The sequence below is a fragment of the Rhodoferax sp. EU05-FHT12H12 genome (assembly GCF_058791215.1).
In genome coordinates this window covers 220141-243836 of the sequence record NZ_JBYTDI010000002.1, presented here as the reverse complement: position 1 = coordinate 243836, position 23696 = coordinate 220141, and the positions used below count along the sequence as shown (strand labels likewise).

Sequence of the window (23696 nt, the reverse complement as noted above, 5' to 3'; positions counted from 1 at the left end):
GAACCCCACGCAATGGAGCGCGTGAGGGGCCCACTGCGTCACCAGCCCAGGCCGATGTGCAAAGGCAGGTACACCGCCATGCCCGAGGCAATGGTGCCCAGCACCGCCTGGCCGGCACCGCGCCGCCAGACAAAGAAGGCCAGACCCGCCGCCACGGCATACAGACGGGCATCTTTGAGCGTATGGATGAGCTGGCCTTGCGACATGACGATCTCCGGCACGATGACGGCCGACAGCGCCGCAATCGGCGCGTACTGCAGGCCACGCTGGGCCCAGACGGGCAGCGACCAGTCTTTGTCGGTGATAAAAAAGAAGGAGCGTGCAATCACCGTGACGCAGGCGAGACCCGCCGTGGTCAGCAGGGTCCAGCCGTCGGTGTTGCCGACGAAAAAACTGTCCAGGCTCATGCGGGGTCCTTGGGGGTGTGGTGCGGTGGGTGCGAGGTATCGGGGCGCTTGTCCAACAGCAGGCACACGGTGACGGCGACCGCAATCGCCACCAGGATGTTGAGCTTGAGCGGCAACGCAAATGCAGCAACACCAGCAGCCCCCGCCACGCCCGCCGACACCCAGCGCAAACGACTGGTGGCCAGCGAGGCCATCATGCCCACCAGCGCCAGAATGCCCGCAAAGCCCAGACCCCAGGAGGTAGGCACGAAGTTGGCCAGCACTACGCCCAGCACACTGCTGGCGGTCCAGCTGAACCAGTTGATACCGCCATTGCCGGCCAGGTAGGCCATTTGCGCAGTGCGGCCCGCTGCATCTGTGGCCGGATGCTGGAACTGCTTCACAAACAGCACATAGGTCAGGTCGGCGGACAGGTAGCCGGTGACCAGCCGCTGCCAGCGCGGCAGGTGCATGAGGTAGGGCCGCATGTGCGCGCTGAACACCACAAACCGCAGGTTCACGCAGAAGCCGGTGACCAGAATCACCCACATGGGCGCCCCGGCAATCAGCAGCGGCACCGCCGCCAGTTGCGAGCTACCGGCAAACACGGTGAGCGCCATGAACAGCGCCTCCACCGTGCTCATGCCGGACTTGACCATGGCCACGCCCGTCATCAGGCCCCAGGCAGCAATGCCGGGCGACACGCCCAGCATGTCATTGAAGCCGCGCCGGAACTCGGGGTGGGTGTAATTGCTGCGCAGGAAGAACATCAGGACGCCTCAGGCGCCGCTGGCAGCTCAAAGCGCTGGCCGACTTGCACCGGGCAGCCGCGCAGAAACTCTGCGGCGGGCAGGCGCTTGCCACCGGGGCGTTGCAGCTCCGTCAGTATTGCTACTGAATTCATAGCTGCCACCGCAATACCTTCGGGGACTACAGACACTATTTGCCCATATTCTGCAGCACTGCTGCCGTCACCCGCATGGGCGCCCCACACTTTGATCACTTCGCCATTCAGCACAGTGCTGGCGCCCGGAAACGGATTGAAGGCACGTACGCGGCGCACGATGGTGGCGGCGTCCAGGCGCCAGTCGATGGGCGCCTCGTGTTTCTCGATTTTGTGGGCATAGGTCACGCCGGCATCGGGCTGCTTCACCGGCCGCAACGCACCTTGGGCCGCCAGTTCCAGCGCCTGCACCACCATGGTGGCGCCCAGCTCTGCCACCTTGTCGTGCAGTGTGGCCGTGGTGTCGCTGTCTGCAATTGGCAGACTCTGTTTAAGCAGCATGTCACCCGTGTCCAACCCCACATCCATCTGCATGATGGTGACGCCGGTCTCCGTGTCCCCCTCCTCGATGGCGCGATGAATCGGTGCCGCGCCGCGCCAGCGTGGCAGCAGCGAACCGTGAATATTCAGACAACCGAGTTTGGGCGATGGCGTGAGCGCCGACGGGCCGCCCCTAGGCGCGAGGGCCCCCTCGGGGGGCAGCGAACCACGCGCAGCGGGGAGCGTGGGGGCCATGTCATCGAGCACCCATTGCGGCAGGATAAGTCCGTAGGCAGCCACCACCATCACATCGGCTTGGGCATCCGCAATCACCTGTCGCGCCGCAGCGGCGTCTTCGGCGTACTTGCCATCCAGGCGCAGGCTGCGCGGCTGGGCCACGGGAATGGCATGTTCTTGTGCGAACTGCTTGACCGCCGACGCCTGCAGCTTCATGCCGCGCCCGGCCGGACGGTCGGGCTGGCTCAGCACCAGGGCGATGGTGTGGCCAGCGGCATGCAGGCGCTCCAACGCCACGCGGGCGAATTCCGGCGTACCGGCAAAGATGACCCGCAGCGGCCTCGCCACGGGTGCAGGGATGTGGGCCACTTAGCGCGATTCCTCGCGCTGGGCCTTGATCATTTTGGTTTTGATGCGGTTGCGCTTGAGCGGTGAGAGGTATTCCACAAACACCTTGCCCACCAGGTGGTCCATCTCATGCTGCACGCAGACGGCCAGCAAGCCATCGGCCTCGATCACGCGGCTGTTGCCTTTTTCGTCCAGTGCCTTCACGTGCACCGCATCAAAACGGGTCACCCCGTCGTAAATGCCGGGCACCGACAGACAGCCTTCTTCATTCAGGTGGGTGGTGGCGCTGGTCCAGACCAGTTCGGGGTTGATCAGCACCATGGGCTGGTCCCGCTCTTCTGACACATCGATGACGATCAGGCGCTCATGCACATTGATCTGGGTGGCAGCCAGGCCAATGCCTTTGGCCTCGTACATGGTTTCCAGCATGTCAGCAGCCAGCTGCTGGATGCGCGCATCCACCGCGGCAACGGGCTTGGCCACGGTGTGGAGTTTGGGGTCGGGGTAACAAAGAATGGGAAGTAAAGCCATGGGAACTGCCTAAAAGATGTGGCTATTTTCGCCACTTTTACGATTGCTTGCACTGCCAGCGGGCCAAAAACGTTGCCGAATCAAGGGCTTGAGCGCAAAATCGCGCGTAACTTATCAAGTTCATTCACCGATTCGCACCCTATGACGACACACCTGATGGCGAAATCCCGCGTGGCGCTAGCCGCTTTGGCCGCTTTGGCCGCACTGGCCGGCACCTTGGCTGCCCCCGGCGCATGGGCGCAGAACTTCCCAATCTCCGCGGCCCAGAAACAAACCGCCAACGAAGTCGCCCAAAAAGGCGTGCCGCTGAGCGAACTGGCCCCCAACGCCCCGGACAGCTACACCATCAAAAGTGGCGACACCCTGTGGGACATCTCCAAACTCTTCCTCAAGAGCCCCTGGCGCTGGCCCGAGTTGTGGGGCATGAACCTCAACGACATCAAAAACCCGCACCGCATTTACCCCGGCCAGGTGCTGCTGCTGGAGCGCCTGGGCGACAAAGCCACCCTGCGTGTGGCAGGCAGCAGTGGTGACGGTGCAGCGCCCGACACCATCCGCGTCACCCCACGCACCCGTTACGAAGCACTGGCCGACCTGGCCCTGCCCGCCCTGAAAAGTCGGGTTATTGAGGCCTTTTTGGCAGAGCCCTTGATCGTGGATGCCAACGAGCTGCAAGCAGCCCCGCGCATCGTAGCCACCCAGGAAGAACGCGTGCTGCTCACCCGCGGCGACCGGGCCTACGCCCGCGGCTCCAATGGGGCACCACTGATGGACGACCAGGCCAAACAGCAACTGTTCCGGCTGTTCCGCAATGCCACCCCGCTCAAGGACCCCGGAACGGGGGAAATACTGGGTTACGAGGCGCAATACATCGGGAAAGCCCAGTTGATTCGCAGCGAGACCACTGGAGAGGTACAAGGCGAAAAAGGCCAGCCCGAGAGCGCCGTAGTGCCTGCGACCATCGACATCGTGTCCGCCAAGGAGGAAATTCGGGTGGGCGACCGCATGCTGCCCGAGCCCGCTCGTGCCTTGTCAACCTACACACCCCACGCCCCGTCACAAGTGGTCGACGCGCGCATTGTGTCGGTCTACGGCAGTGCCGTGATCAACGCGGGCCAAAGCCAGGTAGTCGCCATCAACCGCGGAACCCAGGATGGCATGGAAGCCGGCCATGTGCTGGCGATCCTCAAGGATGGTCAGCGCATCATGGACAAGACCGACCCGGCCCGACCGCTCATGAAACTGCCCAACGAGCGTAACGGCTTGCTCATGGTGTTCCGCACCTTTGACCGCGTCTCCTACGCACTGATTCTGGAAATCACCGACAGCGTGCGCGTGGGCGACCGGCTGATCAACCCGCGCTGACCCCAGCGCACCGACCACCGCAAGGGCGCCTTCGCACGTGGAGCGCGACGAACTTTCTGCCTGGCTGCGTTTGCTCCTCACCCCGGGGGTAGGCAGCAGTGGCGGGCGCAAACTGCTCGCCCGCTTTGGACTGCCCCAGCAGATCTTCGCGCAAAGCGCAGCGCAACTGGAGACTTGCGTCAGCGCCAAGCAGGCAGAAAGCCTGCTGCAAACGCCTGACGACCTGGCAAGCCTGGTCACCACGACGTGGGAGTGGCTGGCACACAATCCACAACAACGCCATGTGCTGACGCTGGGCGATCCCTGCTACCCCGCCGCGCTACTGGATACGGAAGACCCACCCCTGCTGCTGTACGCCATGGGTGAGGCCCACCACCTGCAACAAGGCTGGGCGCGCAGTGCCGCCTCCCGCATTGCGGTGGTGGGTAGCCGCAACCCCACAGCCCAAGGGGTGGCAAATGCACGGCAGTTTTCACAAATACTGGCCCAGGCGGGCCTGACGGTGGTGTCCGGACTCGCGTTGGGCATCGATGGGGCCTCACACGAAGGCGCGCTGGACGGCGCTGCCGAGGACCAGTTGGCGACCATTGCCGTCGTGGGCACCGGACTGGACCGTGTGTACCCCAAGGCCCATTTTCAGCTGGCGCACCGGATTGCCCAGCATGGCCTGCTCATCAGCGAATACCACTTGGGGACGCCACCGCTGTCGGCGAACTTTCCCAAGCGCAATCGCATCATCTCGGGCCTTTCGCACGCCACCCTGGTGGTGGAGGCCGCACTGAAGTCTGGCTCCCTCATCACTGCACGTATGGCAGTTGAGCAGGGCAAAGACGTCTTTGCCATTCCGGGCTCCATCCACGCCCCCCAAGCGCGCGGCTGCCACGCGCTGATCAAGCAAGGGGCCAAGCTGGTGGAGAGCGCCCAGGACATCCTGGAAGAGTTTGAGCTCCCAATCGAGCCGGGAATTGCTATGGATTCCGGAGCTGCTCGCGCAGAAACAACGGAGCCTGAGGGCATTTCTGGCATAGAGCGCTCCTTGCTGGGCGCGCTGGCCTTTGAGCCGGCAGGACTGGATGCACTGCAGGCCCGCACCGGGCTGGACACCCCCACGCTGCAGGCCCTGCTCATGGGGCTAGAACTGCAAGGCCACATCGCCCGCCTGCCGGGCAGCCTGTTCCAGCGCCTCGCACGGGGCTAAACGCCGGAAAAGCGGGGCAGTTTGCACCGCAAACGTGCAGCGCTTTTTTCTGCGCTATATTGGCTCCCATGTTTGAAGTGCTTGCTTTCGTTTACGAAAACTACTACGCGGACGAGGGCTGCCCCGAACCCGCTCACCTGCAACGCAAGCTCAGTGCCGTGGGCTTTGCATCCGATGAAATTGAGGATGCGCTGGCCTGGCTCCAGGGCCTGAACAGCGCTGCCCGCAGCGCACGCCCCCGGGTCCCGGAGACCCTGGAAGCGTCCGCCAAATTGGCGGCCGAGCCTTGGCTGCGCCAACCCTTGCCGACCAGCGTTCGGATTTACCCAGCCTACGAGCAAAACCATCTGGGCCCCGAGTGCCTGGGGTTTATCCGCTTTCTGGACTCGGCGGGCGTCTTGCCGGCACATCTGCGGGAAGTGGTGCTGGACCGGGCCATGGCGGCCCCTGGTGGTCCGGTGGCCTTGGATGAGCTCAAGGTCATCATCCTCATGGTGTACTGGAGTTTTGGCCTGGAGCCCGATGCCTTGGTACTGGACGAACTCTGCGACGACGCCAACGATCGGGTGGCGCACTGAACGTATGTTAGTTATGGATCCCCGCAGCAGGCGGGGAACCCCTCAAGCCAGCAGCCGTTCGGGATTGGCTTCTAGCTTGGCCAAGGCGTCACGTGTCGCGCGCACGGTTAGCGCCTCTTCCTCTTGCGGCAATAGCAGGCCCGCCTGCAAGTAGGCGGCGAGTCGACCACCCTGGATCAGGTAACTCTTTCCCGAACTGGAGGCAAACAGGTTCAGGTGCTTGCGATCGCTGCGCCAGGCAAACTGCACCTGTGTGATCTGGTTGTTATGGTCCAGCGTGAACCACGAGCCCAGTTGCAACTCCTGCGCCCAGGCCAACATGGCCGCCGTGGGCTTGGAGCCGCCATTGGCCACCACCTCGATGGCCGAGGCATCAATCCCCAGCATCATCTCAATACTCTCGGCATCCAGTGGCAGATCGCCCATGCCGTCTTCGGACACAAAGTCTTCCAAGTTGCCCAGCCTTTGCGCCATGGCATCGATCTGGGCCTGCGGAATCGCCTGCGTCTTGGACATGAAGGCATCAGCCAGCGTATCGCTGATACGCTTTACCTGGCTCTCCTGCTCACTCGGCGCCATAGCCAGCAGCGTCATGCCGGAGCGCAAGCGCAGCAACAAATTGGGCAGATCCTGGATCACTTTGGCGCGGTCTGCGCGATTGGGCTTGGCGCTGGCCGCCCAGATCAGGTCGGTGGCAGACTTCTTGAGCACCAGGGTATCGGCATGCTGCGGCCCCTTGCGCACAGCAGCTACGGCCAGCACCTCGGCCCAGACCTTGAACAAAAAGTCCCGGATCTCCTCGCGCACCGGCATGTCTTTCAACATGTTGCGCATCTCGATGGTGTACTGGATGGCCAGGGTCTCTTTTTGCTCCACCTGCTGCGCCACACTCACGACCTTCTGGGTGGGGCCTTTTTCGGTAAGGAACTTGGAGAGGAATTTCTGGAATTCCTCGAAAACAATCTGGTAGACCTTTTTGCCGGTCTCGGGGTACTGCTCGATAACCTGCACGATGCGCTTGATCTCGGTTTCCATCGCGCTGCCCTGCACGCCCGAGGCATCAAAACCCATGACGCAGGAGCCCATGCGGTCAATCAGCTGACGCGCGGGGTGGTCCGCCGTTCCGAAAAAATCGGGGTCTTCCAGGGCCACACGCAGCACCGGCATTTGCAAACGCGCGAACCAAACGCGGATGCCAGGCGGAATGCGCTCTTCGGCCAGAATCGCCTGAAACATCAGCGCCACAATCTCAATGGTGGCCTTTTCTCCCTTGGTTTCCGCCTTTTTCTTGAGCTCGCTCGACTTTTCGCGCAGGTCGCTGGCCACCCGTGCGACGCCGGCCGGGCTGTAGTCTTCATACATGGTGCCACCGGGGGCGTACCCCATATGGGCTGCGCCTGGCGCAATAGCGGCAGCCAGGGCTGGAGATGGTGCATGGTGGGCCGTCCCGCTGAAGTCCCCGCCCCCGTGGCTCACAAACAGGCGGCGAATTTGACCGATCACCCCCTGCGCACGGCTACGGGCCCGTGCGATAGGGGTTGCGGCTGTCAGCATGCGGGTCTCTTCTCCAGCGCCATAGGCCTGGCCGGGCATACTGTGGGAGCCCGAAGACTGGCGCCAAAACGGCGTAGGCGAAGAGGAAGACACCCCTTGCGGACCGGAACTACCAGAGGCAGCGGGGGCCTCGGCAGTGCCACCACCCCACCCCAGACGCCCGCCGAAGAACCCGCCGCCCGCGCGCTGGCCGCCAGCGGCCGCACCGCTGCCCATACCGGCATGGCCGGTCGGGGCATACGCTTGTGCGTAACTTCCGCCGGCGTTGCTGCCATGGCCCACATCTCCATAACCGCTGGGTGGCATCTCCGCAGGCGGCTGCCCCGGGGCGGGGGCTGCAGGCGGTGTACGTGGGCGCTGCGGTGCCCGCACTGGCGCTTTCACACGGTCTTTCAACTCGATGGTCGGCATGACGCCTTTGCTGATGAGCAGGTCGTTGGCATTCTTGTACGCCACGATCAGGCGTTCAATCAACAAACGCTGCACCACTTCGTTGACCATGGGCCAAGACTCTGCAGGCATACCCGACTGCGCCCATTGCTCCACCATCAGCAGCACCAACACCTCGGGACGCAGCAGGTCATTGCCTTCCAGGTCCTCCAGGTTTTCCAGGAAACGGATGCGCACCCGCACGTCATCGAGCTGGGGCAGCACTTTTTCATTGACGGCCAGCACCAGGCGGGACGCCAAGATTTTGTTTTCCACCACCTCGGTACCCACCAGCTCCAGGCCCGCCGCCTCCAGGCCCGCCGCTTTTTTCTCCTTGGGGGGATCGAGGCATTCGCGCCAGGCCCTCATGGTGCCGTCGACCCACAATGGTCGGCAGCGCTTGTAGGCCATCCAGGTATCCCGGCGTAGCTGGGCTTCCCGTGCGTTGACCAATTCATCCATCAGGGTGGTCAGGCGCTCCTGCACCGCGCCGCCGATCTCCTGCGCTGCCTTGCCGGCTTCTGCCAGAAACCGCTCGCGCAAGGCGCGGGCCAACTGCAAGCGGGGGGGCAATGCGGGAGAGGTAGCCATGGTGGTAGCTTAAACCGTTGCGCCAGCGTTGGGGTCGTTGGGATCCACGTCCTTCTTGGGGGAACCTTTGACCAGGTCTTCACGCTGGATACCCAGCCACATGGCAATGGAGGCTGCCACAAAGACCGAGGAATAAATGCCGAACAAAATGCCGATGGTCAATGCCAAGGCAAAGTAGTGCAGGGTCGCACCACCAAACAGCAACATGGACAGGACCATCATTTGAGTGGATGCGTGGGTGATGATAGTGCGGCTGATGGTCGAGGTGATCGCATTGTTGATGATCTCCTCGGTATTCATCTTGCGAAAGCGACGGAAATTCTCACGGATTCGGTCAAAAATCACCACCGACTCGTTCACCGAGTAGCCCAACACGGCCAGCACCGCCGCCAGCACAGGAAGCGAAAACTCCCACTGGAAGAAGGCAAAAAAGCCCAGGATGATGATCACATCGTGCAGGTTGGCGATGATGGCGGCGACTGCGAATTTCCATTCAAAACGGATCGCCAAGTACAGCATGATGCCCACCACCACGAAGGCCAGCGCCTTGAGTCCGTCAGCGGCCAGCTCGTCGCCCACTTGGGGGCCTACAAACTCGGTGCGGCGCATCGTGGCGGACGCGTCAGCCGCTTTGAGCGCGATCATGACGGCATCGCTTTGCTGACCCGAGGTGCTGCCTTTTTGCACCGGCATGCGGATCAGGACATCCTGTGTCGTCCCAAAGTTCTGGACCTGAACGTCCTTGATCCCCAGTTTGTCCAGCGTGCTGCGCACGCCATTCAGGTCGGCGGGCTGGGAGTAGCTCACCTCCATCAGCGTGCCACCGGTGAACTCCACCGACAGATGCAAACCCCGCGAAAACAGGAAGAAAACGGCTGCAATAAATGTCACCAGCGACACCATATTCAGCACCAAGGCATGGCGCATGAAGGGGATATCGCGGCGGATTTTGAAGAATTCCATGCTCTTACCTTTTAGTTGGTCGTCACCTGATGACCGGCATCAGGACGCCACACGGTGCCAATCGACACACTTTTGAGCTTCTTTTGGCGACCGTACCACAAATTCACCACGCCACGGGAGAAGAAGACGCCCGAGAACATGCTGGTCAGAATGCCCAGGCAATGCACCACGGCAAAGCCCCGCACCGGGCCAGAGCCAAAGGCCAACAGGGCCAAACCGGCGATCAGTGTCGTGACGTTGGAGTCGATGATGGTGGCCCATGCGCGGTCGTAACCGGCGTGGATGGCGGCCTGGGGCGAAGCGCCGTTGCGCAGCTCTTCCCGCACCCGTTCATTGATCAGCACGTTGGCGTCAATGGCCATGCCCAGCACCAGGGCCATGGCCGCCATACCGGGCAGGGTCAGCGTCGCTTGCAGCATGGACAACACGGCCACCAGCAGCAGCAAGTTGAACGCCAGCGCAATGCTGGAGATCACGCCAAACAACATGTAATAAAAACACATGAAGACGGCCACAGCAACAAAACCCCAGGTCACGCTGTGAAAGCCTTTGGCAATGTTCTCGGCGCCCAGGCTGGGGCCGATCGTGCGCTCTTCGATGATCTCCATGGGTGCGGCCAGTGAGCCAGCACGCAACAGCAAGGCGGTGTCGGCCGCCTCCACCGTGGTCATGCGCCCAGAAATCTGAACGCGCCCCCCACCGATCTCGGAACGGATTACCGGAGCCGTCACCACTTCACCCTTGCCCTTTTCGAACAAGATGATGGCCATGCGCTTGTTGATGTTCTCGCGCGTCACATCGCGGAAGATGCGGGCGCCCTTGGCATCCAGCGACAGGTTGACCGTGGGCTCCTGGGTCTGGCCATCAAAGCCAGGCTGGGCATCGGTCAAGTTTTCGCCCGTCAGAATCACCTGTTTTTTAACAATGACGCCCTGGCCACTGCGCTCCAGGTAACGCTCGGAACCAAAGGGCACCGGCCCGGCACCGGACTCGGCGGCACGCGCCTCGGACCCCTCATCCACCAGACGAATTTCCAGGGTGGCAGTGCGGCCCAAGATGTCTTTGGCCTTGGCGGTGTCTTGCACCCCGGGCAACTGCACCACAATGCGATCCAGCCCCTGCTGCTGGATCACCGGCTCGGCCACACCCAGTTCGTTGATGCGGTTGTGCAGGGTCGTAATGTTCTGCTTGAGGGCCTGTTCCTGCACGGTGCGCGCAGCCACGGGCTTGATGGACGCCACCATCTTGACATCGGTGCCGTCGGCTGTTTCCAGCGTATCCAGATCGGCAAACTGGTCCTGGATGATGCGCTTGGCGGCCTGGGCAGTCGCCGCATCGCGGAAGCGGATTTCAATGGTCTGCCCGTTGCGGGTGATACCGCTGTGGCGCACATTCTTCTCGCGCAAAGTGCTGCGAATGTCACCTGACAGGGACTCGGCCTTTTTGGCCAGGGCCGCCTGCATGTCCACCTGCAGCATGAAGTGCACACCACCGCGCAAATCCAGTCCCAAATACATGGGCGAGGCACGCATGGACGTGAGCCAAGCCGGAGAGCGTGACAACAGGTTGAGCGCCACCACATAGGCTGGATCAGCCGCATCCGGGTTCAGCGCTTTTTGCAAGGCATCCTTGGCCTTGAGCTGCGCATCGGTGTCAGCAAAGCGGGCCTTGATGGAGCCGTTTTCCAAGCTGATGGCATCGGGACTCAGGCCAGCCGCCTTCAGCACTTCTTCCACCTTGGCCAGGGACGTGGGGTCCAGCTTCACAATGGCCTTGGCGGGGGACACCTGTACGGCCGGCGCTTCACCAAACAGGTTGGGCAAGGCGTACAGCCCTGCCACCACGAGCGCGATCAGGATGATCGCGTACTTCCATACCGGGTAACGGTTCATGATCGCGCGTCGCTTTGAGAGAAATTACTTGATGGAACCTTTGGGCAGCACTTGCACCACCGCACTGCGCTGGATCTGCACTTCCACGCCGCTGGCCACTTCCAGGCCGACATAGCTATCGCCTAGCTTGGCAACCTTGCCCAGCACGCCGCCGGCGGTGACCACTTCGTCACCCTTGGCCAGCGCATCCAGCATGGAGCGGTGCTCTTTCTGCTTCTTCATTTGGGGGCGGATCATCACGAAATACAGCACCACAAACATCAGCACCAAAGGCAACATGCTCATCAGGGTGGATTGCATGTCGCCACCAGCAGCGGCGGGGGCAGTTTGGGCAAAGGCAGAAGAAATGAACACAGGCTAACTCCACAAAATGGGGCAAATTACAAAGGCGCTTCGTCCCGTGGGACAGCCGCGCACGGCCATGCTCGCCCCAAGGCGAGCAACCGGTCATTGTAAGCGGGGGAAAGGCCCGCCCAATGCGGGCGGACAAGGCCCTAGGCGGCCTGGGTTTGCTTGACAGCCGCGGTCTTCCGGTACTGGTCCAACAACACGGTCCACTGCTGGCGTGCGGCGGTCAGATGGCGTGCCTTGACATGGCCAAAACCGCGAATCTGCTCGGGTACACGGGCAAAGGCGGCGGCGGCATCGCGGTTGCCAGCGCCCAGCGTGGGCAGCATCGATTCGATGGCGGCACGGTACTCGGCAATCAGTGCGCGTTCCTCGCGGCGCTCGGTGGTGTAGCCGAACACATCCAACGCGGTGCCGCGCAGACCTTTGAGCGACGCCAGCACACCGAATACCGGGCGCACCCAGCCGCCCAAGCGCATCTTCTGCAGTTCGCCCCGGTCGTTCTTGCGGGCCAGCAGGGGCGGCGCGAGGTGGTAGGCCAGCTTGAAGTCGCCCTCGAACAGGCCTTCCACCTTGGCGCGGAAGGCCGTATCGGTGTGCAGGCGGGCCACCTCGTACTCGTCTTTGTAGGCCATGAGTTTGAACAGGTAGCGGGCCACGGCCTCTGCCAGAGGTTGCTTGTCGCCGCCCACCGCCGATGTTTCTGCTGCACGGACCTTGGCCACAAAGTCGGCATAACTCTGGGCATAGGCCGCGTTCTGGTAGCCGGTCAAAAACTCCACGCGCTTGTGCACCAAGGCATCCAGCGACTGGTGCTGGCGCGGCGTGAAGGCAATCACCTGGCCGGGGTTGATGGCGCGCTGCACGGCTGGCCAGTCCACGGCGGCACGGCGGCCCCACTCAAACGCGGCCTTGTTGTTGGCCACGGCCACGGCGTTGAGTTCGATGGCACGCATCAGCGAAGACAGACCCAGCGGAATCCAGCCCTTTTGCCACGCATAGCCCAACATCATGGGGTTGGTGTAAATGCTGTCGCCCAGCAGATGGGTGGCGGCGGCATCGGCATCGAACACACCGAGGCTGCCCTCGCCCACGGTCTTGGCGATGTCGGCCACACACTGCTCACCCGGGTTGGTCCAGTTGGCGTTTTTCACAAACGCGGCGGTGGGCGCGCTGTTGGTGTTGAGCGCCACGTGGGTACGGCCGGGGCGCATGCGCACCAGGGTTTCCTTGCCGGCCACCACGATGGGATCGCAGCCCAGCACCAGGTCGGCCGAGGCCGTGCCCACGCGGGTGGTGCGGATGGCGTCCTGGCTGGCACCGATGAGCACATGGCTCCAGGTGGCACCGCCCTTTTGGGCCAGGCCACCGGCGTCCTGCGTGACGATGCCTTTGCCCTCCAGGTGGGCCGCCACGCCCAGCAGCTGGCCAATGGTGATGACGCCGGTGCCGCCGACGCCGGCAACGATGGTGCCCCAGACGCCTCCGATGGCCGTGGCCACGTCAGGTATCTGCGGCTCGGGCAGGGCTGGCCAGGAGGCTGGCTTGGCCTCGCCCGCCTTGGGCTTGGCAGCCTTCTTCAAGCTGCCACCTTCCACCGTGACAAAGCTGGGGCAAAAGCCCTTGACGCAGGAAAAGTCCTTGTTGCACGTGCTTTGGTTGATCTGGCGCTTGCGGCCAAACTCCGTCTCCAGTGGCTCCACGCTCATGCAGTTGCTCTGCACGCCGCAGTCGCCACAGCCTTCGCAGACGAGCTCGTTGATGACCACGCGCTTGGCGGGATCCACCAGCGTTCCGCGCTTGCGGCGGCGGCGTTTTTCGGTGGCGCAGGTTTGGTCGTAAATGATGACCGTGGTGCCCTTGATCTCGCGGAACTCGCGCTGGATGCGGTCCAGCACGTCGCGGTGTTCAATGGCAATGCCTTCGGGCAGGCCCTGCACACCGTCGTATTTCTCTGGCTCGTCGGTCACGATGGTGATCTTCACAGCACCTTCGGCCCGCATGCTTTGGGCGATCTGCACCACGGAATGCCCTTCGGGCCGCTCACCGACCTGCTGGCCACCGGTCATGGCCACGGCGTCGTTGTAGAGAATCTTGTAGGTGATGTTCACCCCCGCCGCGATGCTCTGGCGCACGGCCAGCAGGCCGCTGTGGAAGTAGGTGCCATCACCCAGGTTAGCGAAGATGTGCTTGTCGTTCGTGAAGGGCTGTTGGCCTACCCAGGGCACGCCCTCACCGCCCATCTGCGTGAAACCGTCGGTACTGCGGTCCATCCAGATGGTCATGAAGTGGCAGCCAATGCCGGCCATGGCGCGCGAGCCTTCGGGCACCTTGGTGGACGTGTTGTGCGGGCAGCCCGAGCAGAACCAGGGCTGGCGGTCTGCCCCCTTGGTGCCCGACAGCTCGATCACGTGCATGGCGCGTTCTTTGGCTTCCAGAATCGCCATTTGTGCGTCGATGCGCGCACTCGTATCCGCGTCCAGCCCCAGCTTCTTGATGCGTTGGGCGATGGCGCGCGCAATCAAGGCCGGGTTGAGGTCGGCGTTGGCACGCAACAGCGTGTTGGCCATGGGGTTGGGCATGGACCATTCACCGCCCGCGCCATAGTGGTCGGGCGTCTCCACCTCGTTGAACTTGCCCAGCACCGTGGGCCGCACATCGGCGCGCCAGTTGTACAGCTCTTCCTTTAGCTGGTATTCGATGACCTGGCGTTTTTCTTCCACTACCAGAATCTCCTGCAGGCCGGTAGCGAATTCGCGCGTGAGTTGTGCCTCCAGCGGCCACACCACACCCACCTTGTGCAAGCGGATGCCCAGCGCACGGCAAGTTGCATCGTCCAGCCCCAAATCCAGCAAGGCCTGGCGCGTGTCGTTGTAGGCCTTGCCGCTGGCGATGATGCCGAAGCGGTCGTTCTTGCCTTCGATGACGTTGTAGTTGAGCCGGTTGGCGCGAATGTAGGCCAGCGCCGCGTACCACTTGTAGTCCATCAGCCGGGCTTCCTGCTCCAGCGCGTGGTCGGGCCAGCGGATGTGCAGGCCGCCGGGGGGAATTTCAAAGTCCGCCGGCACGCGGGTGATGACCCGATCCGGGTCGATCATCACAGTGGAACTGGATTCGACGATCTCCTGGATCGTCTTCATGCCCGCCCACACGCCGGAGAAGCGACTCATGGCAAAGGCGTGCAGGCCCAGGTCCAGGATCTCTTGCACATTGGCCGGGAAAAATACGGGCGTGCCGCAGGCCTTGAAAATGTGGTCGCTCTGGTGCGCAGCGGTGCTGCTCTTGGAGATGTGGTCGTCACCCGCCACCGCAATCACGCCGCCCCAGGGCGTGGTGCCCGCCATGTTGGCGTGCTTGAAGACGTCCGAGCAGCGGTCCACGCCCGGCCCCTTGCCGTACCAGATGCCGAACACGCCGTCGTACTTGTTGCTGCCGGGCGGGGCAAAGCCCAGCTGCTGCGTACCCCACAGCGCCGTGGCAGCCAGCTCTTCGTTGACGCCGGGCTGGAAGTGGATGTGGTGGGCCTTGAGGTACTTCTCGGCCTTGACCAGGGACTGGTCGTAGGTGCCCAGCGGCGAGCCGCGGTAGCCGCTGATGAACCCGGCGGTGTTCTTGCCCAGGCGCTGGTCGCGCACGCGCTGCAGCATGGGCAGTTTGACCAGGGCTTGCACCCCGCTCATGAAGGCGCGGCCGTAGTCCAGCGCGTATTTGTCGTCCAGGGTGACCGTCGCCAGCGCCGTACGGATGTGCTCGGGCAGGTCACGGTTAAGGGGTGCATTCATGGTGCTTGTCTCCGTGTTTTTGTTCGGCAAAGTGTATGCCTGCAAGACGGATATGTCTTTGCGTTCTTTGCCCTCATATGCACTTTCAAAGAATGATTCTTTCTCCATAATGGCATTTATGGAAACACTTGACCGATTTGACCTCGCCATCCTGAACGAACTGCAAAACGACGGCCGGCTCAGCAATGCCGAACTCGCCACCCGCGTGGGCCTGAGCGCCGCCCCCTGCTGGCGCCGCGTGAAGGCGCTGGAGGAAAGCGGCTTCATCACCGGCTACCGCGCCGAGATCAACCGCCAGAAAATGGGCCTGGGCGTGCTGGCCTTTGTGCGGCTGGACGCCAACCGCAACAGCGGCGACGTGCTGCACGCGCTGGAAGAAGCGATCCGCCAAATCCCCGAGGTCATCAGCTGCCACTACATCAGCGGCACCGGCACCTTCGAGCTGCAGGTGGTCAGCCGCGACCTCCACACCTTCAGCCAGTTTGCGCGCGAGGTGCTGATCAACCTGCCCAATGTGAAAGACCTGCACACCAGCTTCTCGCTGGGCGAAGTGAAGGCCAGCAGCGCGCTGCCGCTGGGCCATTTGCAGCCCCAGCCCACGACCGCCACACCACCCCGGAGCCGCCCATGAACCGCCGCCACGCCCTCATTTATGCATCATTTCTGCCTCTAGCCCTCATGGAATATGCGCAAGCAGCTCCTGATTTGATAGCAAACCCAGCACCCCTGCCGATGCGCAACCTGCTCATCGAGGTGCGCCAGGTGCAGTCCGATGACAGCCAGCGCGCTGGCGTGGAGCTGGGCAACCGGGGTGGCGTGCACATGGACCAGTCGCGCAACAGCGGCTCGGCCACGCAGCAGGCGCTGGTGCTGAACGGCCGGCCGGTGCGCCTGGGCCTGCAGACCACCACGCCCATCCGCCTGCTGCAGGGTTTTGTGCGCAATGGCCGCGTGGTCACCAGCGTGGGTACGGTGCTGCTGGAGGCCGGCACGGGGTTCAGCGCTACGCCGCGCTGGGATGGCGGCACGCTGGTGGAGCTGGAACTGGCGGCACAGCAGGCACTGCGGTCCGGCTCAGCCCTGCCCGGGGCGACTGCGACCTCGGCCACCAGCAGTGTGCTGGCGTTGCCGTTGGATGTGTGGACTACGGTGGGGGAGTCGGAGCAGAGCACGCAGTCCAGCGGCAGTGGGTTGACTGGCGGGCAGCAGCAGAGTGGGCAGGTGCGGACGGAGGTACAGGTTCGGGTTTCTTTGCGCTAGGTTTTTTTTGTTCGGCTGCACCGCTTTTTTTAACACCCACTCCCCCAGCCCCTCGCCCCGTCGGCGAGGGGAGCCTTTAACAGCCGATTTGGTGGCTGCGCGCCGAATAGGGAATTGACTCAGTCAGGTTGCCACCGTTGTTTTGCTCTGCGGCCAGCACCAACGGTTGTGGTGAGAACAGGTTGGCGCTCCCCACTGGCGGGCGTAGCCGCCAGCGTTGACCACCCCACATCTCCGAAGACGCTCCAACGCAGGCGTGGGCCGTGGCGCGAAACAACGGCTCTAAAGCACCGTCAGTAGCCACGCAGCCGGCGCGGCATAACAAGATATGGCTGTTAAAGGCTCCCCTCGCCGACGGGGCGAGGGGCTGGGGGAGTGGGTGTTAAAAAAACAAATCCCCTCAAACCAACAACGCAGCCAACCAGTCAACATGGTAGGCCCGCAAACCCGAAACCTGCGCAGCCTGCAAAGGCACCAATTCGGATGCAACCGGGCTGCTACCCCAGCGAGACAACAGCCAAGCACCCCGCGCCGTGCCCTCCATCGCATCATGGCTGGCCAGACAACGCGCCTCTGGCAACAAGGCCTGCAGCAACCCCAAGTACAGCGGGTTGTGCGCCAAAGGCCCTTCCAGCACCACGGTGCGCGGCAAGTCCACGCCATCCCACAGCCGCTCCACCAACCAAGCGGTCGTCTGCGCACAGTACAGCGCAGCCAGTGCGGCGCGCTGGCCAGGCGGCAGGGCTGCGGCCAGCGGCTGGCCAGCGCGCACGATCTGCCCCTGGCGCCCCATGAACGGACCGCCGTGTTCGGCAAACGAGGGCGTCGCCAGCGTGGCGGAGTCCACCAGCGCCTGCACATCGGCCCAGGTGCCCGCATCGGGCGCGGCACCGTCCAGCAGCGCGGCAAACTCGCGCCCACCCATAAAACGGGCCGTGGGCGTGGCACGGCCCAGCACATCCACATTGGCCAGCATGTCGCGCTCGGCCTGCAGGCTGGCGGTGGGGGCGCCGGGCGCCATCAACACGGTCCAGGTGCCGGAGGACACCACCGTGAGTGCCGAGGCCTGGTCCGCCGACGCATCGAGGTAACGCGCCAGGCAGGCATTGCTGTCATGCACGCCCACATGCACCTGGCAGTGCGCGGGCAGGCCCCAGGCCTGGGCCATATCAGGGCTCACCGTGCCCAGCACGTCCCAGGCAGACCGCAGCGGCGCAAACAGCGCGGCCCAGCCCTTGGCTTGCGCCAGTGCGGAGAAACCACCGTCCTGCGGGCACCACAGATGTGTGTGGCAACCCAGCGACGAGACTTCGCTGGCCCGTTCACCGCACAGGCGCCAGGCCCAGTACTGCGCATAGGGCAGCAGGCAGCGCGTGCGCCGCCAGGCTTCGGGGTGCAGGTTTTGCACATAGAACAACTGGCGCGCGGCATTCAGACCCGCGGGCAGGTCCGGCGACAAGGTTTGCGCAAAACCATCGGCCGCGGCGTCAAAGGCCTGGGCCAGCAAGGGGTGCTGCGTCAGGCCATCAAATTCGTAGTCCACCGGTGCCCAGGCCAGGCCGTCGTCGCCCAGCGCCACCAGCGCGGCCCCGTGGGTGGAGGCAATCGCGCGGTGGCAGCGTGCGGTGTGGGTGGAGGTGCGCAAGGTCTGCGCCATCCAGTCTTCCAGCCCCTGCACATCCAGCGCCGGGTAGCCCAGAGGCGATGGCACGCTGGCGTTGTCGCGCCCATGGCGCTCCACCACCGCGCCGCGTGCATCCACCATCAACAGCTTGGCGTGGCTTTTGCCGATGTCAATCACCAGCGTCAGTGCGTCGTTCACAGCCACGGCCCTCACTCCATGTGGAACAGGCACGGCAGCGGCTCGGCGACCGGGGAACCATCGGGGTTGGCGCGCATGAGGTCGGCCATGTAGGCCCACCAGCGCTGCATCACTGGGTGGCGGGGCAGTGCGTCCATGGTGTGGCCCAGCGTGCGGCGCAGCACAGCAAACAGCACGTGGTGCTCCTCGTCCAGGTAGATGCTGTAGTCGCTCACACCCGCGTCCTTGAGCAACGCGGACAACTCGGGCCAGATTTCGTCGTGGCGTTTTTTGTACTCCGCCACGCAGCCGGGGTTCAGAAACATGCGAAACGCATATTTCTCGGTAAATGCCCCGGCACTCATGCGTGTACTCCCTGGCGCTTGAGCAGCCGTGGCAAGACCATGGAGACGATCAGCAGCGCACCGATCACCATGCTCATCACAATGCCGGTCACGTTGGCCATACCCATGGCAAAGGTGAACAGGCCCAGCAGCAATACCGCCAGCATGGTGCCGACGATGCTGCCGCGGCCGCCTTCAATCGCCACGCCGCCCAGGATCACCATGGTGATCGCGTCCAGCTCCCAGCCCATGGCGATATTCGGGCGGGTGCTGCCAATGCGGCCGGTCAGCATGACCGCGGCCAACGCCGCCATCAGGCCGGCAAACACAAACAGGGCCATGCGGTAACGGTCCGCCTCGATACCCGAGAAGCGCGCTGCCACGGGGTTGGCGCCGATGGCGTACAGGCGGCGGCCCAGCACGGTGCGGTGCAGCGTCACACCCACCACGATGGCCGCGGCCAACAACACGGCAAACTCAATCGGAATGATGAGCCAGCGCACGCCGACCACCTCGCCCACATAGCTGTTGCCCAGCGTGGAGAACACCTCGGGGTAGCCGGAGATGGCCTGGTCGCCCAGCGCCACCATGGCCAGGCCGCGGTACAGCGACAGCGTGCCGATGGTCACCACGATGGAGGGCAGCTTGTAGCGCGTGACGAGCACACCGTTCACGGCACCCGCCACACCACCGGTCACAAAGGCGGCCAGTGTCATGCCCAGCGGGCCCGCACCAGCCTTCATCGCATAACCCATGGCCAACGAACTGAGCGCCAGGATGGCGGCGATGGACAGGTCAATCTCACCGGTGATGATGAGCAGCGCCAGCGCCAGCGCGAGGATGCCTTTTTCGCTGAAGTTGAAGGTGCTGTCGGCCAGCGCATCGGGCGTCATGAAGCCCGGCTGCGCAATGCCAAACACCACCAGCAGCACGACCAGCAGAGCCAGCAGCACCCGCTCCCATGTGTTCCAGGCCTTCATGCTGCGGCTCCTTGGGCAGTCGTGCTTGTCATTGCTTTGTGTTCCAGAATCTGGCGCCCTGCGCGCCGCTCGGCACGGGCATTCACCGTCACCGAAATCAAAATCACGGCGCCGGCAATCGCCTGCTGCCAGAACGGCGAGACCTGGATCACCGGAAGCGCACCGTTGACCACGCCGATGAACAAGACACCGAGTGCCGCACCCAGCACCGAGCCCACGCCGCCGCCAATGCTCACGCCGCCAATCACGCAGGCGGCCACCACGGTCAACTCATAACCTGCGGCCAGCTCGGTATAGGCAATCGAGTAACGCCCCACCCACAGCAGCCCAGCCAGACCGGCCAGCATGCCCGACAGCGTGTAGACCATCATGAGTCGCTTGTTGGCCGAGATACCCACATAAGCCGCCGCATGCGGGTTGCCGCCCAGCGCGTAGATCTCGCGGCCTTCGCGGCGCAGCTTCAGGAACACGGCGGTCAGTGCCAACACGGCAATGGCAAACCACACCAATGCGGGCAAGCCCAGCCACACTTCACGCGGTAGCCCCTTGATGACTTCGTGGATGTCCTGATCGGACACCCAAGCGCCCTTGCTGGCCACAAAGATCGCGCCACGGTAGGCGGACAAGGTCCCCAGCGTCACCACAATCGGCGGCAACTCAAAACGGGTAATCAGCCAGCCGTTCACGGCGCCCAACAAGGCACCAACTCCCAGCGCAATGACCAGCAAGACGGGCACCGAGGCCCCAGGCCAGGCCTTGCCGATCAGCGCGCACACCATGCCGGTGAGCGCCAGGTTGGACGCGACCGACAGGTCAATGCCGCGCGTGAGCAACACCAACATCTGGCCCATGACGAGGATGGCCAAGATGGCCGAATCGTTGGCAATGTCCAGGCCGTTGCGCCAGGTCAGGAAGACCGGTGCACGGGCGCCCACGGCCAATGCAATGGCCACGATGATGGCCAGGAGCAGCCATTCGCGCCGGATCGATTTCAGGGAAGTCATGCTGCAAGCGCCTCCTGCGCAGTGGCGGGTGCGGATGCACGAGGCGCGGGCACCGTGCCCAGGCCCGAGGCCGCGGCCACGATCTGTTCTGCGTGCGCATTCGCACGGTCAAATTCCGCCACCTGCACACCGCGGCGCATCACGATGGTGCGGTGCGCCAGATGCATCACCTCAGGCAGTTCGCTGGACACGAGGATCACGGCCAGGCCCTGCTCCACCATCTCGGCAATCAGCTGGTAGACCGCCTGCTTGGCACCCACGTCGATGCCCTTGGTGGGCTCGTCCAGGATCACGATGCGCGGGTCCAGCCCCAGCCACTTGGCAATCACCACTTTTTGCTGGTTGCCACCCGACAGACCCGACAACAAGGTGTCGGGAGAATGGGTCTTGATGCGCAGGCGTTCGATCATGCGCTGGCACAGGGCCGACTCGCGCACCTTGGAAAGCCACACGCCGCGCGCAAAGCGGGAGAGACCGGCCAGGCTGATGTTGTGCTCCACCGAGAAGCCCAGGATGCCACCCTGGCGCTGGCGCTCTTCGGGCACATAGGCAATGCCAGCCGCAATCGCGTCGCCGGGGCGGCGCGCATGCAGCGTTTGGCCGCACACCACAAACTCGCCACGCGCCGCGGGGTTCAGGCCCATGATGGCCAGCATGGCCTCGCTGCGGCCCGAGCCCACCAGGCCATAGAAGCCCAGAATCTCGCCGCGGCGCAACTCAAAGGCCACGTTGTTGAATTCAGTCGGGTGCGACAGGTTCTTCACCGTCATCACCACCTCACCGGGGGTGGAGGCAATGTGCGGGTAGATCTGGTCAATGGCGCGCCCGGCCATCAGCTTCACCAGCTCCTGCTCGGTCGCATCGGCAATCGCACCGCTGCCCACGGCAGCGCCGTCGCGCAGCACCACATAGCGGTCGGCCACGGCAAAAATTTCGTCGAATTTGTGGGTGATGAAGATCACGCCCACGCCCTGGTCGCGCAGCTGGCGCACGATGCCGTAGAAGTCGCGGATTTCGGCCTGCGACAGGGCGGCGGTGGGTTCGTCCAGAATGACCACCAGCGCCTTTTGCGACAGGGCCCGCGCTATCTCCACCAGGTGCCGCTCGGCCAGGCTCAGATCCTTCACCAGTGTCGTGGCCTTGAAGCGGGCGCCGATCTGGTCCAGTACCGCCTGGGCCTGCTGGTTCATGGACTTCCAGTCGATGAAGGGGCCACGCATCAGGTGGCGCCCCACGTAAATGTTTTCGGCCACGCTGAGTTCTTCGAACATCACCGTTTCCTGGTGCACGGCCAGGATGCCTGCGGCCTGCGAAGCCTGCGCGTTGGCAAAACTCTGGACCACGCCGTTGAGCGTGATCACCCCTTCGTCCACCGGCACCACGCCGGTGAGCATCTTGACCAGCGTGGACTTGCCCGCGCCGTTCTCGCCCACCAGGGCCAGCACTTCTCCGGCCCGCAAATCCAGGTCCACCCCGCGCAACGCGTGGGTTGCGCCATAACGCTTGTGGATGGTCCGCAGACTCAGCAATACATCAGACATGATGAGAATCCAACATTCCAAAAAATAGGGGCATCTACCCGAGAGCGATGCCCCACGAACTTGCCAGCGCAACGACTCCGTCAGCCGGAGCGCGCCTTCACCAGAAACACCGCAGAACCGGCTCCGCCGGGGCTGCTGGTGTTGCCCCCTGCAAGGGGGGAGGCGAAAGTGCGCAGCACTACAGCCACGGGGGTGTTAGAAAAACTTGGCGAACTTCTCGACGTTGGAGGCATCGTACGTGAAAGGCTCGGACATGGCGGCTTCGCCCTTGTCGTCCAGCGTCACGGTGCCGACACGGCCCAGAGACACCTTGTCACCGGCCTTGCCGGTGACCTTGCCAGAAATGAACTGGCTGGCCGCGTAGATGGAGGAGTAGCCCAGGTCAATGGGGTTCCAGATGGCAAAGGACTTGACCGCACCGCTCTTCACGTGGCCAGCCATCTCGGAGGGCAAGCCCAGACCGGTCACGAAAATCTTGCCGACTTTCTTTTCATCCTGCACGGCCTTGGCCGCTGCCGCCACACCCACGGTGGTGGGGGCGATGATGGCTTTCAGGTTGGGGTAGCTTTTGAACAAGCCCTGGGCTTCGCGGTAGCTCTTGTCGGTCTGGTCATCACCGTAAACAACGCTGACCAGCTTCAGGCCCTTGTAGGCGGGCTGGGCCAGCACTTTCTTGGCCTCGTCGATCCAGATGTTCTGGTTGGTGGCTTGTGCAGTGGCGGACAACACGGCCACTTCACCGGTGGCGCCGATGGCGTCTGCCGTCATCTTCACCAGCTTTTCGCCGATCAGCGGGTTGCTGGAGGGGTTCAGGTGCATCAGGCGGCCGTCTTTGCGCACGCCGGAGTCAAACGAAATGACCTTGATGCCACGGTCCATGGCGCGCTTGAGCACGGGGGCCAGGGCGTCGGGATCGTTGGCGGAGATCACGATGGCGGAGACCTTTTGTGCGATCAGCGAGTTGACGATTTCGATCTGGCCTTCGGCCGTTGCCTTGGCGGGACCGGTGTAGATGATCTCGACGTTCTTGAGTTCCTTGGCGGCTTCTTGCGCGCCCTGGTTGGCAGCATCAAAGAAGCCGTTGCCCAAGCTCTTCACCACCAGGGCGATCTTGTCTGCCGCAAAAGCAGGGCTCACCAGTGCCGCGCTCAGGGCAATGGTCAGCAGGGTTTTGAGTTGTTTCTTCATGCGTTGTCTCCTGGAATTGTTAGTAGGAAAAATTGACCCGAAGGCCGGTCTCGATACCGACTGCACACACCAGGACTTGGTGGTGTGAACCGGGTTCGATGGGGGTAGTGCA

General features: G+C 63.4%; 20 protein-coding genes. 5 read left to right on the top strand and 15 right to left on the bottom strand.

The features are described from left to right. Nucleotides 1-38: 38 nt before the first annotated feature. From AC3WS7_RS05915 to def, 4 genes are read right to left on the bottom strand one after another with little or no spacing between them, the layout of a single operon-like run. Nucleotides 39-407, bottom strand: a complete 369-nt coding sequence (locus AC3WS7_RS05915) for an AzlD domain-containing protein (RefSeq protein WP_492655717.1) — start codon at nt 405-407, stop codon at nt 39-41. Next, nucleotides 404-1156: an AzlC family ABC transporter permease gene (locus AC3WS7_RS05910; RefSeq protein WP_492655716.1), complete on the bottom strand. Its 753-nt coding sequence runs from the start codon at nt 1154-1156 to the stop codon at nt 404-406. The genes AC3WS7_RS05915 and AC3WS7_RS05910 overlap by 4 nt, the downstream gene beginning before the upstream one ends. Further along, on the bottom strand, nt 1156-2223 hold the full coding sequence (gene fmt, locus AC3WS7_RS05905; protein ID WP_492656162.1) for a methionyl-tRNA formyltransferase: 1068 nt from the start codon (nt 2221-2223) through the stop codon (nt 1156-1158). The genes AC3WS7_RS05910 and fmt overlap by 1 nt, the downstream gene beginning before the upstream one ends. 33 nt (nt 2224-2256) lie before the next feature. Continuing rightward, complete coding sequence (def, locus tag AC3WS7_RS05900) at nt 2257-2766, bottom strand: peptide deformylase (RefSeq protein WP_296464840.1); 510 nt, start codon at nt 2764-2766, stop codon at nt 2257-2259. A gap of 141 nt (nt 2767-2907) precedes the next feature. Between def and AC3WS7_RS05895 the strand changes: the two genes are divergently transcribed. The 3 genes from AC3WS7_RS05895 (at nt 2908) to AC3WS7_RS05885 (ending at nt 5907) form a co-directional block, all read left to right on the top strand. Continuing rightward, the gene (locus AC3WS7_RS05895; protein ID WP_492655715.1) at nt 2908-4131 is read left to right on the top strand and encodes a LysM peptidoglycan-binding domain-containing protein; all 1224 of its coding nucleotides are present in this window, start codon (nt 2908-2910) and stop codon (nt 4129-4131) included. Nucleotides 4132-4168: 37 nt separating this feature from the next. Next, nucleotides 4169-5329 carry a DNA-processing protein DprA gene (dprA, locus tag AC3WS7_RS05890; protein ID WP_492655714.1) on the top strand — a complete coding sequence of 387 codons (1161 nt, stop codon included), beginning with the start codon at nt 4169-4171 and terminating at the stop codon, nt 5327-5329. A 68-nt stretch (nt 5330-5397) separates the two neighbouring features. Beyond that, nucleotides 5398-5907, top strand: a complete 510-nt coding sequence (locus tag AC3WS7_RS05885; protein ID WP_492655713.1) for a Smg family protein — start codon at nt 5398-5400, stop codon at nt 5905-5907. Between the two features lie 42 nt (nt 5908-5949). Here the strand turns inward: AC3WS7_RS05885 and AC3WS7_RS05880 are convergent, their stop codons facing one another. The 5 genes from AC3WS7_RS05880 to AC3WS7_RS05860 all read right to left on the bottom strand — a co-directional run bounded on the left by AC3WS7_RS05880 (nt 5950) and on the right by AC3WS7_RS05860 (nt 15466). Further along, the gene (locus AC3WS7_RS05880) at nt 5950-8481 is read right to left on the bottom strand and encodes a DUF1631 family protein (RefSeq protein WP_492655712.1); all 2532 of its coding nucleotides are present in this window, start codon (nt 8479-8481) and stop codon (nt 5950-5952) included. Nucleotides 8482-8490: 9 nt separating this feature from the next. Beyond that, complete coding sequence (gene secF / locus AC3WS7_RS05875; RefSeq protein ID WP_492655711.1) at nt 8491-9444, bottom strand: protein translocase subunit SecF; 954 nt, start codon at nt 9442-9444, stop codon at nt 8491-8493. Nucleotides 9445-9455: 11 nt separating this feature from the next. Beyond that, nucleotides 9456-11336, bottom strand: coding sequence for a protein translocase subunit SecD (gene secD / locus AC3WS7_RS05870; protein WP_296464858.1), 1881 nt, complete (start codon nt 11334-11336; stop codon nt 9456-9458). 24 nt (nt 11337-11360) lie between these two features. Continuing rightward, nucleotides 11361-11690, bottom strand: coding sequence for a preprotein translocase subunit YajC (yajC, locus tag AC3WS7_RS05865; protein WP_105262997.1), 330 nt, complete (start codon nt 11688-11690; stop codon nt 11361-11363). A gap of 140 nt (nt 11691-11830) precedes the next feature. After that, the gene (locus AC3WS7_RS05860; RefSeq protein ID WP_492655710.1) at nt 11831-15466 is read right to left on the bottom strand and encodes an indolepyruvate ferredoxin oxidoreductase family protein; all 3636 of its coding nucleotides are present in this window, start codon (nt 15464-15466) and stop codon (nt 11831-11833) included. A gap of 118 nt (nt 15467-15584) precedes the next feature. On the opposite strand from AC3WS7_RS05860, the gene AC3WS7_RS05855 reads away from it, so the two are divergent. After that, nucleotides 15585-16097: an Lrp/AsnC family transcriptional regulator gene (locus tag AC3WS7_RS05855; protein ID WP_296464868.1), complete on the top strand. Its 513-nt coding sequence runs from the start codon at nt 15585-15587 to the stop codon at nt 16095-16097. Next, nucleotides 16094-16726 carry a hypothetical protein gene (locus AC3WS7_RS05850; protein WP_492655709.1) on the top strand — a complete coding sequence of 211 codons (633 nt, stop codon included), beginning with the start codon at nt 16094-16096 and terminating at the stop codon, nt 16724-16726. The genes AC3WS7_RS05855 and AC3WS7_RS05850 overlap by 4 nt, the downstream gene beginning before the upstream one ends. 400 nt (nt 16727-17126) lie before the next feature. Here the strand turns inward: AC3WS7_RS05850 and AC3WS7_RS05845 are convergent, their stop codons facing one another. The 6 genes from AC3WS7_RS05845 to rhaS form a co-directional block, all read right to left on the bottom strand. Next, a complete protein-coding gene (locus AC3WS7_RS05845; RefSeq protein ID WP_492655708.1) occupies nt 17127-18554 on the bottom strand; it encodes an FGGY-family carbohydrate kinase in 1428 nt (475 codons plus the stop codon). 5 nt (nt 18555-18559) lie between these two features. Then, nucleotides 18560-18892, bottom strand: a complete 333-nt coding sequence (gene rhaM / locus AC3WS7_RS05840) for an L-rhamnose mutarotase (protein ID WP_492655707.1) — start codon at nt 18890-18892, stop codon at nt 18560-18562. Then, on the bottom strand, nt 18889-19851 hold the full coding sequence (locus tag AC3WS7_RS05835; protein ID WP_492655706.1) for an ABC transporter permease: 963 nt from the start codon (nt 19849-19851) through the stop codon (nt 18889-18891). Before AC3WS7_RS05835 ends, rhaM begins: the two co-directional genes overlap by 4 nt. After that, entirely contained in the window at nt 19848-20855 is a 1008-nt protein-coding gene (locus tag AC3WS7_RS05830; protein ID WP_296464881.1) for an ABC transporter permease, read from the bottom strand. The genes AC3WS7_RS05835 and AC3WS7_RS05830 overlap by 4 nt, the downstream gene beginning before the upstream one ends. Continuing rightward, nucleotides 20852-22396 carry a sugar ABC transporter ATP-binding protein gene (locus AC3WS7_RS05825; protein WP_296464884.1) on the bottom strand — a complete coding sequence of 515 codons (1545 nt, stop codon included), beginning with the start codon at nt 22394-22396 and terminating at the stop codon, nt 20852-20854. The genes AC3WS7_RS05830 and AC3WS7_RS05825 overlap by 4 nt, the downstream gene beginning before the upstream one ends. 195 nt (nt 22397-22591) lie before the next feature. Continuing rightward, entirely contained in the window at nt 22592-23584 is a 993-nt protein-coding gene (gene rhaS / locus AC3WS7_RS05820; protein ID WP_296464887.1) for a rhamnose ABC transporter substrate-binding protein, read from the bottom strand. Nucleotides 23585-23696 lie beyond the last annotated feature (112 nt).

Bases quoted from the DNA above. Each gene is read 5' to 3' on its own strand.
- AC3WS7_RS05915 (WP_492655717.1), bottom strand. From the start codon at position 407: ATGAGCCTGGACAGTTTTTTCGTCGGCAACACCGACGGCTGGACCCTG.
- AC3WS7_RS05910 (WP_492655716.1), bottom strand. From the start codon at position 1,156: ATGTTCTTCCTGCGCAGCAATTACACCCACCCCGAGTTCCGGCGCGGC.
- def (WP_296464840.1), bottom strand. From the start codon at position 2,766: ATGGCTTTACTTCCCATTCTTTGTTACCCCGACCCCAAACTCCACACC.
- AC3WS7_RS05895 (WP_492655715.1), top strand. From the start codon at position 2,908: ATGACGACACACCTGATGGCGAAATCCCGCGTGGCGCTAGCCGCTTTG.
- AC3WS7_RS05885 (WP_492655713.1), top strand. From the start codon at position 5,398: ATGTTTGAAGTGCTTGCTTTCGTTTACGAAAACTACTACGCGGACGAG.
- AC3WS7_RS05880 (WP_492655712.1), bottom strand. From the start codon at position 8,481: ATGGCTACCTCTCCCGCATTGCCCCCCCGCTTGCAGTTGGCCCGCGCC.
- secF (WP_492655711.1), bottom strand. From the start codon at position 9,444: ATGGAATTCTTCAAAATCCGCCGCGATATCCCCTTCATGCGCCATGCC.
- secD (WP_296464858.1), bottom strand. From the start codon at position 11,336: ATGAACCGTTACCCGGTATGGAAGTACGCGATCATCCTGATCGCGCTC.
- AC3WS7_RS05860 (WP_492655710.1), bottom strand. From the start codon at position 15,466: ATGAATGCACCCCTTAACCGTGACCTGCCCGAGCACATCCGTACGGCG.
- AC3WS7_RS05855 (WP_296464868.1), top strand. From the start codon at position 15,585: ATGGAAACACTTGACCGATTTGACCTCGCCATCCTGAACGAACTGCAA.
- AC3WS7_RS05850 (WP_492655709.1), top strand. From the start codon at position 16,094: ATGAACCGCCGCCACGCCCTCATTTATGCATCATTTCTGCCTCTAGCC.
- rhaM (WP_492655707.1), bottom strand. From the start codon at position 18,892: ATGAGTGCCGGGGCATTTACCGAGAAATATGCGTTTCGCATGTTTCTG.
- AC3WS7_RS05835 (WP_492655706.1), bottom strand. From the start codon at position 19,851: ATGAAGGCCTGGAACACATGGGAGCGGGTGCTGCTGGCTCTGCTGGTC.
- AC3WS7_RS05830 (WP_296464881.1), bottom strand. From the start codon at position 20,855: ATGACTTCCCTGAAATCGATCCGGCGCGAATGGCTGCTCCTGGCCATC.
- AC3WS7_RS05825 (WP_296464884.1), bottom strand. From the start codon at position 22,396: ATGTCTGATGTATTGCTGAGTCTGCGGACCATCCACAAGCGTTATGGC.
- rhaS (WP_296464887.1), bottom strand. From the start codon at position 23,584: ATGAAGAAACAACTCAAAACCCTGCTGACCATTGCCCTGAGCGCGGCA.